The following is a 15,056-nucleotide window of genomic DNA, read 5'->3' as shown; positions in this document are numbered from 1 at the left end:
GTGTGAGGCCCTATCGGTCCGCAGCGCAAGTACTTATGCTGACGAGTGATGACGCTCGTATGACGTGACGTTCAAGTTGAGACGAAGGGTCCGCATATGTCGGAGATCCAGCGCCCCGGGGCGCTCTACCAGCAGGTCGCAGCAGCCATCCGTGACGCGATCCTCGCGGGCGAGTTCCCGCCCGGAGCCCCGCTCCCCTCCGAAGCCCAGCTCATCGAGCGCTACAAGGTCTCCCGCCCCACCGTCCGCAACGCCGTCGCCGCCCTCCGCGCCGAGGGCCTGATCGACGTCCAGCACGGCAAGGGCAGCTTCGTCCGCGCCACCGCCCAGCCCGCTCTCACCGTCGAACGCCGCATCACCCGCACCAGCGCCGGGCACTTCGCCACCCACGACGGAGTGGAGTGGAAGCAGGCCGAGGAGCCGAGCGTTCACCGCACCGAGACGACCGCCGCCACCGGCCGTGCGCTGGGGTTGGGGGAGGGGGAGGAGATGTTCGGATGCGACCGGACCCTGACCGACCCCACCACCGGAGCCCGCGCACTGCACCGGATGCTGATCCCGCTCGCGACCGCCGAAGGCACTCCCCTGGCTCAGGCCCCGGACACCGAGCCGGCCGCAGCCTACGAGCTCCTCACCGCGGCCGGGCACAAGCTGACGTGGACCGAAACCGTCCACGCACGGATGCCCCTGCCGGATGAGCGCGTAGCGCTTCAGATCCCCGACGCCACCCCGATCCTCCACACCACCCGTATCACCCAGGGCGCCGACGACCAGCCCCTGCTCCTGGAGGAGCTGCGCATCAGCGCCGACCGCGCCCAGGTCGCCTACCGCATCACTGCCGAGAAGGCCCCCGCGCGCCGCGCCCACGCATGACCGCCGAGAGGTGATCGGTCGAAATCTTCTTCACTTCCTCAAGGGCGCGCCGTTGGCGCGCCGGGCGGCGTCGGGCGCCCCGGCGGGCTGCGGCCTGACGGCCGGTCCCGCCGGACGCCCACGCCGCCCGCACGACCACGAGCCCACCCGCGGCGTGAAGACGCGACGAGCACCCGGCCCGAGCGCGATACGACGCCCGGTCTTCGACCTTCCGTCAGCGCCGGCCGCGGTCGGCAGGGCGTACCGGGAACCGGATGGCCCTCGACTGCGGACCGGCCGGTGCGGAGGGTCTGTGGCTTGGCTCGCTTCGCGTGCGGCACCGTCGCTGCCTGCGGGAGGGGGACAGCAGCATCGCCGCGGAGTCTCGGGCGGTACCGGCCGTGACGTGGGAAAAGACATCGATAGCTTGGCTGAGACCGGAATATGGCGCAGGTGCACACGTGACGGGTGATCGTCCGGCCGCCCCGCCATCGTGGCTGACTGTCGGTGGCACAGGCCGACAAGGGCCACGGCCAAGCCAATCACCACCACCCCGACCCCGCCGACTGCAACCTGCTGGGTGGCACGGCTACGCACAGCGGCACACATGGCGGGTGATCCGCCAACCGTCGGCATCGTCGTTGCGCGCGTCAAGAAGGCTGGCAGCGGGGGGACAGGTGGGGGGCGCAGCTCCGGTGGTCGAACTGTGCGGCCGGTGGGAGGCCGGGCGCCGTACTCGCGCCGTCACGGATGCGGGCGCGTGAGGAGACCGCACCCTCCGGCCGTGGGCTGAGGGGGAGCGGGCAGCTGCCGCGATGTGGCTGAGCCCGTCATGGGCGCATCCGCTCAGCCGATCACCATCATGGCCGGGCGTCCGCCTGCACCTAGTCAGTGGCTGAGGCTCACGCCGCCAGCGGCTCCGGACCGTCCCTGCGCACCAGCTCTGCCACGGCCCGTACGGTCTCCGCCGACCACATCAACCGCACCACACCCGACCCATCCGCCGCCGAACGTGCCGTAGCCCGCGCACCGTCCAGCGGCACCCCAGCCACGGTCAGCGCCGCCACTAAGTCCGCCGCCGCATCCGTCGCCTCACGCCAGCCGGCCACATAGTCCACCCCGCGCACCCACGTCACGTCATCCGGGTCGAACTCCTCGACGTCGAACCCCATCTGACCCACACCCTCCTTGAGAACTGGACTGATACCAAGTGGGGTTCATGGCGCTGACACACGGCGACCACCCCGGTACCATCGGCACCGGGGATCTTGAACGGTCTCCTGCCGGACCACCTCTCTTGCTTCCAGGCGCGGGGGTGGTCCGGCTTTTCTGTTTGGTTGTTGTGCGCGGTCCTGCTCCCGTTCGTGAACGGGAGCAGGACCGCAGGCGGTGGTAGACCCGAAGACCACCGCCCTCCCCTCAGGGTGTCGGGGGAGCCGCAGTACCCACAGCGGCCGAAGGAACGGCGACCGCTATGAGCCCTGACCCTGAGGAGACCGGAGGGCGAAGGCTGCCGGACCCTCCCAAGGGGGGCAGCCCCCGCCCCGCCCATGGGGGCACCTGCCCTCCCCGCTCGCCCCGGCCCTTCACGGAGCATCCCGGTACATGGCATCAGCCAGGCCGGGATCAACATGGAACTTGATCAAGGCCCATTGGTAAAACCAGTACCAGCTCTCATCCACCCGCCCCAGGACGTGCAGCGCGACCCTTCGAGCTGTCGACGTCAGTGCCATTACCGCCTTCTCCATGTGTAGCCCGTCGCGTGCGGTCCGGCCCCTGGCTGCGTACGTCGCTCAAAGGCCGGACCGCTGGCAGCGGCTGAAGCAGGCAACCGCTGCCGGACCCTCCCCGACGGACAGCCCTCGCCCCGTCTATGAGGGCGCTTGCCCTTCCTGTCGTCGCCGAGCTACGCGATCAAGGATCCGCCGCAACGCGGCTTCGCTCTCCTCACGCGTCACCGGCCGCAGGCGCAGACGGAGGCCTTTCAGCACCTCATCCAGCCGCTGCTCCGAGAGGCGCGTCCGGGCCGCCGTCATCGCCTCAGCTGACGCCAGTGCAACGACGTCTGGACTTCATCCGTCGGCCGCAGACGCAAGGCGGATCCGGTCTTGAAGACCAGCACCAACTCCGTACCGCGCGACGTCTCCAAGCTGCGGATGTCCTTGATCTCGCGGATGTCGCCGCTGAAGCTCACCATGTCACCGCGCCGCAGCTCTGTAGCCTTCAAGCGCGCCATCATTCGCCCCCTTCGTGGGTGCCGTTGCCGAGGCGGTCAGAGCCGAGGTCGAATCGGCAGACCACGGTCTTCCCGCCCTGCTCCCCGGGCGCCCACCACAGGGCGTCAACCAGGCTCTGAACCATCAGCAGGCCTCGCCCCGAATCGGGAAGCACAGCCTCAGGGAGATCTCCCACCAGCGCAGGCGAGAAGACCTCTCCCATGGGGAGCATCGGGGGGCTGGAGTCCTCATCGCTCACTTCGATGAAGGTCCATTTGGGCCAGCCCCGGAAGGCGACGTCGATACGCCTCGGGGCACCGGGCCTGGCGAGGCACTCGTCCGGGGTGGTGTGCTGGACGACGTTGGCGATGAGCTCCGAGACGACCGACCGGGCGTCATCCGCCCGGCTGTGCAGCCCCCAGTCCCGGAAGGTGGCTCGTGCCATGTCGCGTGCTGCCTTCGCCGCGTCGCGAGACTCAGCGAAGAGCGTCAAGGCCCGGAAGCGCTGCGCGAGTGCGACTGATCTTGCCTCGTTCGAATCGAGTACCGGGAGGGCCCTCGTCGAACGGGACAACCGTGTTGGGTCCATCACTGGCCTCCGAAGTCACGGAAGTTCGACTGGTGTGACCGTAGGCCTGGAACGCTGAGCAAACCCTGAAAAAAATTCAGGGTTAATCGTTTAACTTGGCTTGTCCGGCCTCTACTTAACGGCGCCCAACCGCACGGCCAGCTCTTGCATGTCTCGTCGCTGGCTGCGCTTGCGCAGCCTCTTGGCCAGGTCGCGAGCGAACTCGTGTGCGCGGATCTGCTCCGGTGCCTTCTGGAACGCTCGTTTCAGGTTGTCCACGGCGTCATCTGTCCGTCCGGCTTCACCGAAGGCTCTGGCGATGTCGAGTCGCAGCCGTGCTTGGCGCTCTACGGGCAGACCAGGCCCGACGCCCCTCATGTCTGCCGCTATGGCAACGGCCGCCCCGATGTCCTCGAACTCCAGGGCCGTTGCCAGCCGGTGGATCTTCACGTTGGCGGGCCCGAAGGAGGTCCACATCTCGTTGCGGTCGCTACCCAGTCGGTCCGCGGCGTCCTGCGCTTTGGCCAGCATCTCGTTCGTCAACGACTGATCCGCCTGATCTTCGATGCGGGCTGCTGCCACGGCGCCGTTGAGGAACAGCGTCCCGTACACGGACAGCGCCAAGGGGGACGACGTCCACCAGCCCGGGGGCACTTCACCCGGCGCCGTCAGGGTGACGCGCACGGCATCCTCAGGCAAGCCGGCGCCCAACTGGACGTGTGCAACGCCGCGGCGCAGCGTCATCACGACGGCTGGATCGCCCAATTCATCGGCCGCGACGTCTCCCTCGTCGACAGCCTTCCACGCCAGGTTGGTCTCCCCGAGCTTACGAAGGTAGACCGCAGCGAGGTGCAAGGTCAGCGCGAATCCGCGGAGTGCCTCGTCCTTCTGCGGCCCGGCCGGGAAGGTGTGCACTGCGAGACGTGAGTCCGCCAGCAGATCGGGGAGCTTGGAGCCGAGGTTGGCGTACTCCGACGCTTGATAGAGCCCCCAGGCTTGGCTGACCTGGGCCGACATCCGTTCGAGGCGAGGAACTTCCCGGTTGTCGAACAAGGACCCGGACAGCCGGCGTGACTGCATCAGCGCAGCTCGGATGACGGGCACGCTCGCCCGATGCCCGTCTTGGTCCTCCAAGAGCGTCGGCGAACCCTGGAGGTCTTCCACGTGGACTCGCAAGGCCTCAGCGATGCTCGTCAGTTGCTTGACGCTGTTGACCGAGAGACGGTCGGTTTCGACCCTGTACACCCAGTTCTCGGAGCGGTTCAGCAGTTGCCCGAGTTCCGACTGGGTCAGCTTCCGCCGCTTGCGGTAGAACCTCACGCGTTCGCCGAACGTGAGGTGATCACTCATGCCCCGCATCGTTGCCCTCCCCGGCTACGTCGGATCGAGTGTCACACGCAGCGTCGCGCCGCGACAGGAGATGCCAGCTCTCCGGGGTGAGAGGTTGACTCATTAGGCTCGCCGCATGACGGAGACAGTGCAGGAATCGCGCCCCGCCCGCCCGCGCATGGCAGCGGGTGCGCTGTTCTTCAACGACAAGGGGCACGTGCTCTTGGTCCGCCCCTCGTACAAGCCCAAGTGGGAGATCCCCGGCGGATACATCGAGGAGGGGGAGTCCCCTCTGGCCGCCTGCCGCCGCGAAGTGGAGGAGGAGCTGGGGATCACGCCGGCTATCGGCTCACTCCTGGTCGTGGACTGGGCCCCGAACGAGGCCGAGGGCGACAAGGTCCTGTACGTCTTCGACGGCGGTGAGCTACAGCCGGAAGATTTGAACGCGATCAAGCCCGACGGCGATGAGGTACTCGCCGCCGAGTTCCACCCGGCGGACGCTGTCGATCAGCTACTCATTCCAAGGCTCGCTCGTCGCGTGAAGCGTGCGATTGTGGCACGGGGCGAGGCGCACCCTCAGTACCTCGAACACGGGGAGCTTGTATGAGTCAGGCATAAGCCCGAGGGGGCTATAAGTGACCTCCATGCTCCCTGACAGACCTAGACGCGGCTGCCACGTTGGACGCACGCAATGCTCGAATTACATCAGTTGCCGTCCATAGATAACTCACCATGAAGCCCAGCCCTAGGAAAAGCGCCATCAGGCTGGCAGCCAGCACCTTCGCCGCTTCGTCATCGCCGCCGAGGCCTTTACTGGCAGCTCCGATGAGGCGCCCGGCCCCCTGTCCAACACTTCCTATCTGTACCAGTCCGACACCAACGAGTATCTTCGTCAGCCAGTCCGAAATCTGCTCTAGGTTGGTATTGGGTACATAATCGCCTCCCCGGTTGGTTTGGCGATCATGCGTGCTCCGGGGGATTCCAAATAGGAACCCGACCAGGCCTCCGGCGATGGCTGATGCACCCTCAATCGCAACCCCTACGCCGAAGGTGATCCCTGTCTGTTTTATGTCGGGGAGCAGGCATAGTGCGTAGATCAGCAGGCCGCCCAATCCGACTGATGCGCCAGCAATGCCCAACCACTGATAAAGCTTTTGTTCTCGTGGGTTCAGGCCGATTTCGATCGTGGTCATTGCGCATCACTCCCTCAGGTTCTCGGGGAGCTGGCATACCTATCCTTCCTCTCCATCGTGAGCCTGCTGAGGGCGCTATGCCACTCGTTCGCGCGCCCATCCGCACACAGCAGCACCCTCAACCTCGTGTGAAGCCGAGGGTGCTACGTCCTCGCCCCTCTAAACGCTGCCGCCCTTACTGGCGCGAGCCTCGCGCCATATCCCGCCCCGTAGGCTGTCCACATGGCAGATGAGTACGTGGAAGGGGTTCCGGGCCGCCCTCGTGGCGCCGGGTCACCGGTGCTGTTGGCGCTGGTGTCCACCCCGGTGACTGCGTGCGGCCGGCGGGTCCCTGAGGACCCGAGTCAGAGCATGTCGTGGGCGAACGGAGCGCACCAGTGAACGAGAAGCCGCAGGTCAGGGCCGAACTACCTTTTTCGTATGAAGCTCCAGTCTCGCAGGTCCTGTTCGATCGCGCCGCTGTCGTGACGCCCGGCGGCGTGAACTCCCCGGTCCGGGCCTTCCGGGCCGTGGGTGGTACGCCCCGGTTCATGGTGTCCGGCACCGGTCCGTACCTCACCGATGCCGACGGCCGGGAGTACGTCGACCTCGTGTGTTCGTGGGGGCCGATGATCCTCGGGCACGCGCACCCCGAGGTGATCGCGGCCGTCCAGGAGGCGGTGGCCCGGGGCACGTCCTTCGGTACGCCGGGTGAGGGCGAGGTCGCGCTGGCCGAGGAGATCGTGGCGCGCGTCGAGCCCGTGGAGCAGGTGCGCCTGGTCTCCTCGGGGACCGAGGCGACGATGTCGGCGATCCGGCTGGCGCGCGGGTTCACCGGCCGCGCCAAGGTGATCAAGTTCGCGGGCTGCTACCACGGGCACGTGGACGCGCTGCTGGCCGCGGCGGGCTCGGGCGTGGCGACGTTCGGGCTGCCGGACACGCCGGGTGTCACGGGCGCGCAGGCCGGGGACACGATCGTGCTGCCGTACAACGACCTGGAGGCGGTGCACGAGGCGTTCCACGCGTTCCCGGGCGAGATCGCCTGTGTGATCACGGAGGCGTCGCCGGGCAACATGGGCGTGGTGCCGCCGCTGCCGGGCTTCAACCAGGGGCTGAAGGACGCGTGCGCCAAGAACGGCGCGCTGTTCATCTCCGACGAGGTGATGACCGGCTTCCGTACGTCGAAGGCGGGCTGGTTCGGCGTCGACGGTGTGAAGCCGGACCTGATGACGTTCGGCAAGGTCATGGGCGGCGGCTTCCCGGCCGCGGCGTTCGGCGGGCGGGCCGATGTGATGGCGCACCTGGCGCCGGCGGGCCCGGTCTACCAGGCGGGCACCCTGTCGGGTAACCCGGTGGCGACGGCGGCGGGTCTGGCGCAGCTGCGGCTGCTGGACGACGCGGCGTACGAGAAGGTCGACGCGGTGTCCGCGGAGATCAGCGGTCTGGTGAGCGAGGCGCTGAGCAAGGAGGGCGTGGCGCACCGCCTGCAGACGGCGAGCAACATGTTCTCGGTGTTCTTCACCGGGCGCGAGGTGCGGAACTACGACGACGCGCGGGCGCAGGAGTCGTTCCGTTTCAACGCGTTCTTCCACTCGATGCTGTCGCAGGGCGTGTACCTGCCGCCGTCGGCGTTCGAGTCGTGGTTCGTGTCGACGGCGCACGACGCGGCGGCGGTGGAGCGGATCGCGGCGGCGCTGCCGGCGGCGGCGCGCGCGGCGGCCGAGGCGACCGAGGAGGGGGCGAAGTGAGCTCGGAGAAGGACGCGGTGAAGAAGCAGGACGACATCACCGTCGTGCACCTGATGCGCCACGGCGAGGTGCACAACCCGGAGGGCGTGCTCTACGGGCGCCGGGCGGGCTATCACCTGTCGGACCTGGGCCGCCGGATGGCGGACCGGGTGGCGGAGCACCTGGCGGGGCGGGACGTCACCCATGTGGTGGCCTCGCCGCTGGAGCGGGCGCAGGAGACGGCCGCGCCGATCGCCAAGACGCACGGGCTGGACCTGGCGACGGACGAGCGGCTGATCGAGGCGGGCAACGTCTTCGAGGGCAAGACGTTCGGGGTCGGTGACGGCGCGCTGAAGAAGCCGGCGAACTGGAAGTACCTGACGAATCCTTTCCGTCCGTCGTGGGGCGAGCCGTACGTCGAGCAGGTCGTGCGGATGATGGGCGCGCTGGACGCGGCGAAGGACGCGGCGCGCGGTCACGAGGCGGTGTGCGTGAGCCACCAGCTGCCGATCTGGATCGTGCGGAGCTTCGTGGAGCGGCGGCGGCTGTGGCACGACCCGCGGCGGCGGGAGTGCACCCTGGCGAGCCTGACGACGTTCACCTATAGGGGGGACAAAATCGTATCGGTGGGGTACAGCGAACCGGCCCGCGATCTGGTGCCGGTGCATCTCCTCGCGGGGGCCAAGCCGGTGAAGGGCGGGTCCAAGGCGTTCGGCGCCTGACACCCTTTCGGCGGAGCCCGGGTTGCTCCGTAAGACGTCTCCGGCTGCGTAAATGCGGGGCAACTCCGTAAAGACGGGGGAAACTGCGCAACCGCCGTACTCGGCGCGCCCTCTCACGCAATGTCGTCTTATATGGACGACATACGGCGTGGGGCACGGCGAGTACGGACGGAGTCGACATGCGCGACATCAGCCGACGGGGTCTCCTCGGGTGGGGTGTGGGAGCGGCCGCGGCGCTGGGCGGCGTCGCCGGCTGCTCCTCGACGGCGGCTCCCGAACAACGACGCAGCGGTCCGGCGGCGAAGGCCGTGGAGCGGGCCAAGGCCAGGCCGATCGGCGACGGTTCGACGGCGGACGCGGGGCCGCAGCCCAACCAGCCGCCGGAGCCCGAGCGGCTGGAGCCGGGGCAGAAGCCGCCGCAGTTCGTGATCTTCTCGTGGGACGGGGCGGGCGAGGTCGGCAACGGGCTCTTCCCGCGCTTCCGGAAGCTGGCGCAGGACCACAACGCGCGCATGACGTTCTTCCTGTCCGGGCTGTACCTGCTGCCGGAGTCGAAGCGGCACCACTACAAGCCGCCGAACAACCCGGTCGGCGCCTCCGACATCGGCTACCTCACGGACGAGCACGTGCGGGCGACGCTGGTGAACGTGCGGGAGGCGTGGCTGGAGGGGCACGAGATCGGCACCCACTTCAACGGCCACTTCTGTTCCGGCGAGGGGTCGGTCGGCCGGTGGGAGGGGGAGGACTGGGAGTCGGAGATCGACCAGGCGGTCTCCTTCGTCACCGAGTGGCGGACGAACACCGGGTTCGGCGATCTGGAGCCGCTGCCGTTCGACTACCGCAAGGAGCTCGTGGGCGCCCGGACGCCGTGCCTCCTGGGGCAGGACAATCTGCTGCCGACGGCGGCGAAGCTCGGCTGGCGCTATGACGCGAGTTCCCCGGGCGGTACGCAGGTGTGGCCGTCGAAGAAGCACGGCCTGTGGGATTTCCCGCTCCAGCAGATTCCCTTTCCCGGGCATTCGTTCGAGGTCCTGTCGATGGACTACAACATCCTCGCCAATCAGTCGAAGAACACCACGCGCGGTCCGTCGGTCCACTATCCGGAGTGGCGGCAGCAGGCCACCGACGCGTATATGGCCGGCTTCGAGCGGGCGTACGAGACGAACCGGGCGCCGTTCTTCATCGGCAACCACTTCGAGGAATGGAACGGGGGGATTTATATGGATGCGGTGGAGGAAGCTCTGAAACGCATCGCCGACGATCAGTACAAGGACGTGCGGCTGGTGTCCTTCCGGCAGTTCGCGGACTGGATGGACGCCCAGGATCCGGCGGTGCTGCGGGGCCTGCGCCGGCTGGAGGTCGGCGAGAAGTGGCACGCCGGGGTGGCCGCCTGACCGCTCCCGCGGCCGTCCCGCGAGGCCCCGCCGGGCGGCGGCTCGCGTCACAGGGGGGCGCGGAAGATCCCTAAACGGACCATGCGAAACTTTTCACATGAGTGCCTGCCGCGCCTTTCGACGCCCCGGACCACGCCGGCGTATCACCCTGCCGGCCATCCTCGCCGCCGCCGCGGCCCTGTCCCTGACCGCCTGCGGCTCGGGCGACAACCCCAAGAGCGGCGGCCAGACCCAGTTCGTGCAGGGTACGGGCGGTGTGAGCGTCGTCAGCGACAAGGGCGGGCGGCAGGACGCGCCCGACCTCTCCGGCAAGACGCTGGAAGGCAAGGAACTCGACGTCGCCAAGGACTACAAGGGCAAGATCGTCGTCCTTAACGTGTGGGGCTCGTGGTGCTCCCCGTGCCGCGCCGAGGCCAAGAACCTCGTCAACGTCGCCAACGACTACAAGGGCAAGGGCGTCCAGTTCGTCGGGCTCAACACCCGCGACTCCGACCCCGCCCCGGCGATCAAGTTCGAGAAGGAGTTCGAGGTCCCGTACCCGAGCCTCTACGACTCGGCCGGCAAGCTCCTGCTGCGCTTCCCCGCGGGCAGCCTCAACCCCCAGTCCATCCCCTCCACCGTCTTCATCGACCGCGACGGCAAGATCGCCGCGCGGGCGATCAAGGCGCTGACCGAGGAAGAGCTGCGCAAGACGCTCGACCCGCTGGTCGCGGAGAAGTGACCCGGTGACCCCCGCCACCTCCGCCGCCGTCACGGTCGCCGTCGGCGAGATGAACCAGACGGTGCTCTCCGGGGCGCTGCTGCTGGCCCTGCCCGTCGCCCTGCTCGGCGGGCTGGTCTCGTTCTTCTCGCCGTGCGTGCTCCCGCTCGTCCCCGGCTACCTCTCCTACGTGACGGGGGTCGGCGGAGCGGATCTGGCCGAGTCCCGCAAGGGCCGGATGCTCGTCGGGTCCACCCTCTTCGTCCTCGGCTTCACCTTCGTCTTCGTCTCCATGGGCACGCTCTTCGGCTGGGTCGGCCACGCGCTGCTGGTCCACCAGGAGACGATCACGAGGGTGATGGGGGTCCTCACCATCGTGATGGGCCTGGCCTTCATGGGCCTGCTGAACAGGTTCGGGCAGCGCGAGTTCCGCTTCCACACCCGGCCCACCATGGGCCTGGTGGGGGCGCCGCTGCTGGGCGCGCTCTTCGGGCTCGGCTGGGCGCCGTGCGTCGGCCCGACGCTCGCCTCCGTCCTCTCCCTCTCCTCCACCCAGGCCAGCGCCGGGCGCGGCGCCCTGCTGACCGTCGCCTACTGCCTGGGCCTGGGCCTGCCGTTCATCCTCACCGCGGTGGCCTTCCGGCGCGCGCTGGGTGCGTTCGGCTGGGTCAAGCGGCACTATGCATGGGTCATGCGCGCCGGCGGGCTGATGATGGTCGCGGTCGGCGTGCTCCTCGTCACGGGGGTGTGGGACAGCATGATCCGCGAACTGCAGACGTGGTCCAGCTCTTTCTCCCCCGAGGTCTGATGTACATGGGCACGACAGAGACAACCCCCGCCACCGACGGCGCGGCCGAGGACAGGGACGCGGCCGCCGGCTCGCAGCTGTCCACGGCGCCCGAGGAGGAGCGCGGCCAGGCCGTGCCCGGCTCCTTCGGCGGCGTCCGCAAGCCCGGCGTGCTCGGCGGAGCGGCCTGGGCCGCCCGCGAGACGCTCGGCTGGGCCCGCTGGTTCTGGCGGCAGCTGACCTCCATGCGGGTCGCCCTGATCCTGCTGTTCCTGCTCTCGCTGGCGACCATCCCCGGCTCGCTCGTCCCGCAGACCAGCGTGGACGCGGTCAAGGCCGAGGGCTGGCGCAAGGCGCACGAGACGCTCGGGCCGCTCTACGACAAGCTCGGCCTCTTCCACGTCTACAGCTCGGTGTGGTTCTCCGCGATCTACATCCTGCTGTTCACGTCCCTCGTCGGCTGCATCATCCCGCGCACCTGGCAGTTCGTCGGCCAGCTCCGCGGCCGCCCGCCGGCCGCCCCCCGCAACCTCAAGCGGCTGCCCGCCCACACCACGTGGCGCACCGACGCCGACCCCGAGCAGGTCCTGGCCGCGGCCCGCACGCTGCTGAAGAAGCGCCGCTTCCGCACCGAGCCCGGCAGCGACTCCGTCGCCTCCGAGAAGGGCTACCTGCGCGAGGCCGGCAACCTCGTCTTCCACATCGCGCTCATCGTGCTGCTCCTGGCCTTCGCCTCCGGGCAGCTGTGGAAGTCCGAGGGCCAGAAGCTGATCGTCGAGGGCGACGGCTTCGCCAACACGCTCGTCCAGTACGACGACTTCAAGTCCGGCTCGCTCTTCACGGCCGACGACCTGAAGCCCTTCAGCTTCTACATGGACGACTTCCGGGCCACGTACGAGCGCACCGGCCCCCAGCGCGGCACCCCGCGCACCTACGAGGCCCACGTCACCTACCACGAGGGCGCCGACGGGCCCGGCCGCAAGGCCACGATCAAGGTCAACGAGCCGCTGGAGACCTCCGGCTCGAAGGTCTACCTGATCGGCCACGGCTACGCGCCCGTCGTCACCGTCCGCGACGGTCAGGGCGACGTCTCCTTCCGCGGCGGCATCCCCTCCCTGCCGATCGACAACAACATCACCGAGTCGACCGTCCTGAAGGTCGGTGACTACCGCACCAAGGACGGCGAGAAGGACCAGATCGGCTTCAAGGGCAACTTCGTGCCCACCATGGACCTGACGACCGGCAGCATGCTGTCCCAGTTCCCCGACCTGGACAACCCGCGCCTCGTCCTCACCGCGTACCACGGCAGCCTCGGCACCGACAGCGGCACGCCGCAGAACGTCTACCAGCTCGACGTGTCCAAGATGGAGCAGTTCAAGGCCAAGGACGGCAAGCCCTTCGCGCAGGCCCTCAAGGTCGGCGACACCATGACGCTGCCCGACGGCGGCACCCTGAAGTTCGAGGGCATCAAGCCCTGGGCCACCTTCCAGATCTCCCAGCAGCCCGGCAACGCCACCGCCCTCGCCGGCGCGGTCGCGGCCCTCGCCGGCGTCGCCGGCTCCCTGTTCATCCAGCGCCGCCGCGTCTGGGTGCGGGCCGTGCGCGGCACGGACGGGCACACCGTCGTCGAGCTGGCCGGCCTCGGCCGCAGCGAGTCCGCCAGGCTCCCCGAGGAGCTCGCCGACCTCGCCGCCGCCCTGCAAGCCGACGCCCCGCCCGTGACCGCCACGGACGCCCCCGACCCCGCGGAGTCCGCCGAGTCCGCGGATTCCTCCGCAGCATCCGAAGGAGCGCGCGCGTGATCCCCCTCGCTGCCGCAGCCAACGAGAACCTGGCCCACATCAGCAACGTGCTGATCTATTCGGCCATGGCCGTCTACACCCTGGCCTTCCTCGCCCACATCGCCGAGTGGGTGTTCGGCAGCCGGAGCGCCGTCGGCCGCACCGCCGCGGCGATCACCACCGAGGCGGGCAAGGCCGCCACCGGCACCGCGGCCGCCGCGAGCGCACAGGGCGGCGGCACCGCCGTCCTGGAGCGCCCCAAGGTCGTCACCCGCGCCGCCGCCGGCCGCCGCGACGTCCCCGACGGCCCCGGCGCCGCCGGCACCAGCGAGAAGGGCGACGTCTACGGCCGCATCGCCGTCTCCCTGACCGTGCTGTCCTTCCTGCTGCACGCCGGCTCGGTGCTCACCCGGGCGCTGTCCGTGGAGCGCGCCCCCTGGGGCAACATGTACGAGTTCTCCACGACCTTCGGCATGACGGTCGTCGGTGTCTACCTCGGCCTGCTGGCCGCCAAGAAGAACGTGCGCTGGCTCGGCCTGCCGCTGACCACCACGATCCTCCTCGACCTCGGCCTCGCCGTCTCCGTGCTCTACACCGAGAGCGACCAGCTCGTCCCGGCCCTCCACTCGTACTGGCTGTGGATCCACGTCTCCACCGCCATCCTGTGCGGTGCCGCGTTCTGGGTCGGCGCCTGCTCCACCCTGCTCTTCCTCTTCCGCGACGGCTACGAGGCCCGCCTCGTCGAGGGCCGCACCGGCGCCGGCCTGCGCCGCTACCTGAACGAGCTGCCGCAGGACCGCAAGTACGCCCGCTTCAAGGCCAAGCTCGCGCTGCGCACCGACAACCCCATGTCGCGCCTGCCCTCCGCCGCCACCCTCGACAAGCTGGGCTACCGCATCAACGCGACGGTCTTCCCGCTGTGGACCTTCACGATCATCGCGGGCGCCATCTGGGCCGAGGCCGCCTGGGGCCGCTACTGGGGCTGGGACCCCAAGGAGGTCTGGTCCTTCATCACCTGGGTCGCCTACGCCTGCTTCCTGCACGCCCGCGCGACCGCCGGCTGGAAGGGCCGCAAGGCCGCCTACATCGCCCTCGCCGCCTTCGGCTGCTACATCTTCAACTACTACGGCGTGAACATCTTCGTCACCGGCAAGCACTCGTACGCCGGAGTCTGACCCGCGCCCACCCCTCGTACGGCCCGCCCCGCGCGCTCCCCGGAGCGCGCGGGGCGGGCCGCGGTGGTAGAGCTGGGGGTATGGAGATCCCCTCCCTCTACGGGAAGTCCGAGCCGCGGGGTGAGGACAGCCACCTCCTGCGCTACGAGCTGTCGCTGCCCTACCCCGTGCCCGAGGTGTGGGCGGCCGTCGCCACCCCCGAAGGCCTGCCCACCTGGCTGGCCGCGGCCGAGCCGTTCGAGCAGCGCGAGGGCGGGGCCATCACCCTGCGCTGGCTGAACACCGACGCCGCCGGGAAGTCCACGGTCGCCCCCGGCCGCGTCACCGCCTGGCAGCCGCAGCGGCTGGCCGAGTACACCGTCGAGATCCACGGCCGGATCCGCTTCGAGCTGGAGCCGGCCCCGGCCGGCGTCGGCGGCACGCTGCTGCACTTCACCAACGAGTTCACCGGCCCCGACACCGTCCGCCTGGACTGCCTCGCGGGCTGGCACCACCACTTCGAGTACCTGCTGGAGGCCCTCGCCGGCCGGCCCGCGGACTGGACGGGGTGGACCCTCGAACGGTGGCGCAAGCTCCGCGCCGAGTACGAGCTGCGCGGCTCCGGCGACCCCGGCGCGCCCCCGAAGGGCTGAG

Annotated in this window: 15 protein-coding genes; 10 read left to right on the top strand and 5 right to left on the bottom strand. The window is 69.3% G+C overall.

Translation table 11 applies throughout. From position 1 onward, the window contains the following. Positions 1 to 96 precede the first annotated feature (96 nt). Positions 97 to 873 (top strand): GntR family transcriptional regulator, encoded by a 777-nt coding sequence (locus PS271_RS12485; protein WP_398381995.1) that lies wholly within the window; start codon positions 97 to 99, stop codon positions 871 to 873. Between the two features lie 881 nt (positions 874 to 1,754). Here the strand turns inward: PS271_RS12485 and PS271_RS12480 are convergent. The 4 genes from PS271_RS12480 to PS271_RS12465 all read right to left on the bottom strand — a co-directional run bounded on the left by PS271_RS12480 (position 1,755) and on the right by PS271_RS12465 (position 4,986). Then, positions 1,755 to 2,024 (bottom strand): hypothetical protein, encoded by a 270-nt coding sequence (locus tag PS271_RS12480; RefSeq protein ID WP_367140511.1) that lies wholly within the window; start codon positions 2,022 to 2,024, stop codon positions 1,755 to 1,757. An 860-nt stretch (positions 2,025 to 2,884) separates the two neighbouring features. Next, positions 2,885 to 3,079 carry a hypothetical protein gene (locus tag PS271_RS12475; protein ID WP_398381994.1) on the bottom strand — a complete coding sequence of 65 codons (195 nt, stop codon included), beginning with the start codon at positions 3,077 to 3,079 and terminating at the stop codon, positions 2,885 to 2,887. Between the two features lie 8 nt (positions 3,080 to 3,087). After that, on the bottom strand, positions 3,088 to 3,513 hold the full coding sequence (locus PS271_RS12470) for an ATP-binding protein (RefSeq protein WP_398381993.1): 426 nt from the start codon (positions 3,511 to 3,513) through the stop codon (positions 3,088 to 3,090). Between the two features lie 255 nt (positions 3,514 to 3,768). Continuing rightward, the gene (locus tag PS271_RS12465) at positions 3,769 to 4,986 is read right to left on the bottom strand and encodes a helix-turn-helix domain-containing protein (RefSeq protein WP_398381992.1); all 1,218 of its coding nucleotides are present in this window, start codon (positions 4,984 to 4,986) and stop codon (positions 3,769 to 3,771) included. A gap of 115 nt (positions 4,987 to 5,101) precedes the next feature. On the opposite strand from PS271_RS12465, the gene PS271_RS12460 reads away from it, so the two are divergent. Next, positions 5,102 to 5,572: an NUDIX domain-containing protein gene (locus PS271_RS12460; RefSeq protein ID WP_398381991.1), complete on the top strand. Its 471-nt coding sequence runs from the start codon at positions 5,102 to 5,104 to the stop codon at positions 5,570 to 5,572. A gap of 22 nt (positions 5,573 to 5,594) precedes the next feature. Here the strand turns inward: PS271_RS12460 and PS271_RS12455 are convergent, their stop codons facing one another. Continuing rightward, entirely contained in the window at positions 5,595 to 6,158 is a 564-nt protein-coding gene (locus PS271_RS12455; RefSeq protein ID WP_398381990.1) for a hypothetical protein, read from the bottom strand. Positions 6,159 to 6,535: 377 nt separating this feature from the next. Here PS271_RS12455 and hemL point away from each other — a divergent pair, with 377 nt between their 5' ends. The 8 genes from hemL to PS271_RS12415 all read left to right on the top strand — a co-directional run bounded on the left by hemL (position 6,536) and on the right by PS271_RS12415 (position 15,055). Then, the gene (hemL, locus tag PS271_RS12450; protein WP_398381989.1) at positions 6,536 to 7,885 is read left to right on the top strand and encodes a glutamate-1-semialdehyde 2,1-aminomutase; all 1,350 of its coding nucleotides are present in this window, start codon (positions 6,536 to 6,538) and stop codon (positions 7,883 to 7,885) included. Between the two features lie 53 nt (positions 7,886 to 7,938). After that, the gene (locus tag PS271_RS12445) at positions 7,939 to 8,586 is read left to right on the top strand and encodes a histidine phosphatase family protein (RefSeq protein ID WP_398386821.1); all 648 of its coding nucleotides are present in this window, start codon (positions 7,939 to 7,941) and stop codon (positions 8,584 to 8,586) included. A 179-nt stretch (positions 8,587 to 8,765) separates the two neighbouring features. Beyond that, the gene (locus PS271_RS12440) at positions 8,766 to 9,980 is read left to right on the top strand and encodes a polysaccharide deacetylase family protein (protein WP_398381988.1); all 1,215 of its coding nucleotides are present in this window, start codon (positions 8,766 to 8,768) and stop codon (positions 9,978 to 9,980) included. A gap of 97 nt (positions 9,981 to 10,077) precedes the next feature. Further along, the gene (locus PS271_RS12435) at positions 10,078 to 10,701 is read left to right on the top strand and encodes a TlpA family protein disulfide reductase (protein WP_398381987.1); all 624 of its coding nucleotides are present in this window, start codon (positions 10,078 to 10,080) and stop codon (positions 10,699 to 10,701) included. A gap of 49 nt (positions 10,702 to 10,750) precedes the next feature. Next, complete coding sequence (locus PS271_RS12430; RefSeq protein ID WP_398386820.1) at positions 10,751 to 11,488, top strand: cytochrome c biogenesis CcdA family protein; 738 nt, start codon at positions 10,751 to 10,753, stop codon at positions 11,486 to 11,488. A gap of 5 nt (positions 11,489 to 11,493) precedes the next feature. Further along, positions 11,494 to 13,269 (top strand): cytochrome c biogenesis protein ResB, encoded by a 1,776-nt coding sequence (gene resB / locus PS271_RS12425; RefSeq protein ID WP_398381986.1) that lies wholly within the window; start codon positions 11,494 to 11,496, stop codon positions 13,267 to 13,269. Further along, positions 13,269 to 14,423: a c-type cytochrome biogenesis protein CcsB gene (gene ccsB, locus PS271_RS12420; protein WP_398386819.1), complete on the top strand. Its 1,155-nt coding sequence runs from the start codon at positions 13,269 to 13,271 to the stop codon at positions 14,421 to 14,423. Before resB ends, ccsB begins: the two co-directional genes overlap by 1 nt. Positions 14,424 to 14,503: 80 nt before the next feature. Continuing rightward, on the top strand, positions 14,504 to 15,055 hold the full coding sequence (locus tag PS271_RS12415) for an SRPBCC domain-containing protein (protein WP_398381985.1): 552 nt from the start codon (positions 14,504 to 14,506) through the stop codon (positions 15,053 to 15,055). The last annotated feature ends 1 nt before the right edge of the window (position 15,056 follow it).

It is taken from the genome of Streptomyces sp. SCA2-17 (genome assembly GCF_044336695.1).
This window is presented reverse-complemented; position numbering and strand designations above follow the sequence as displayed.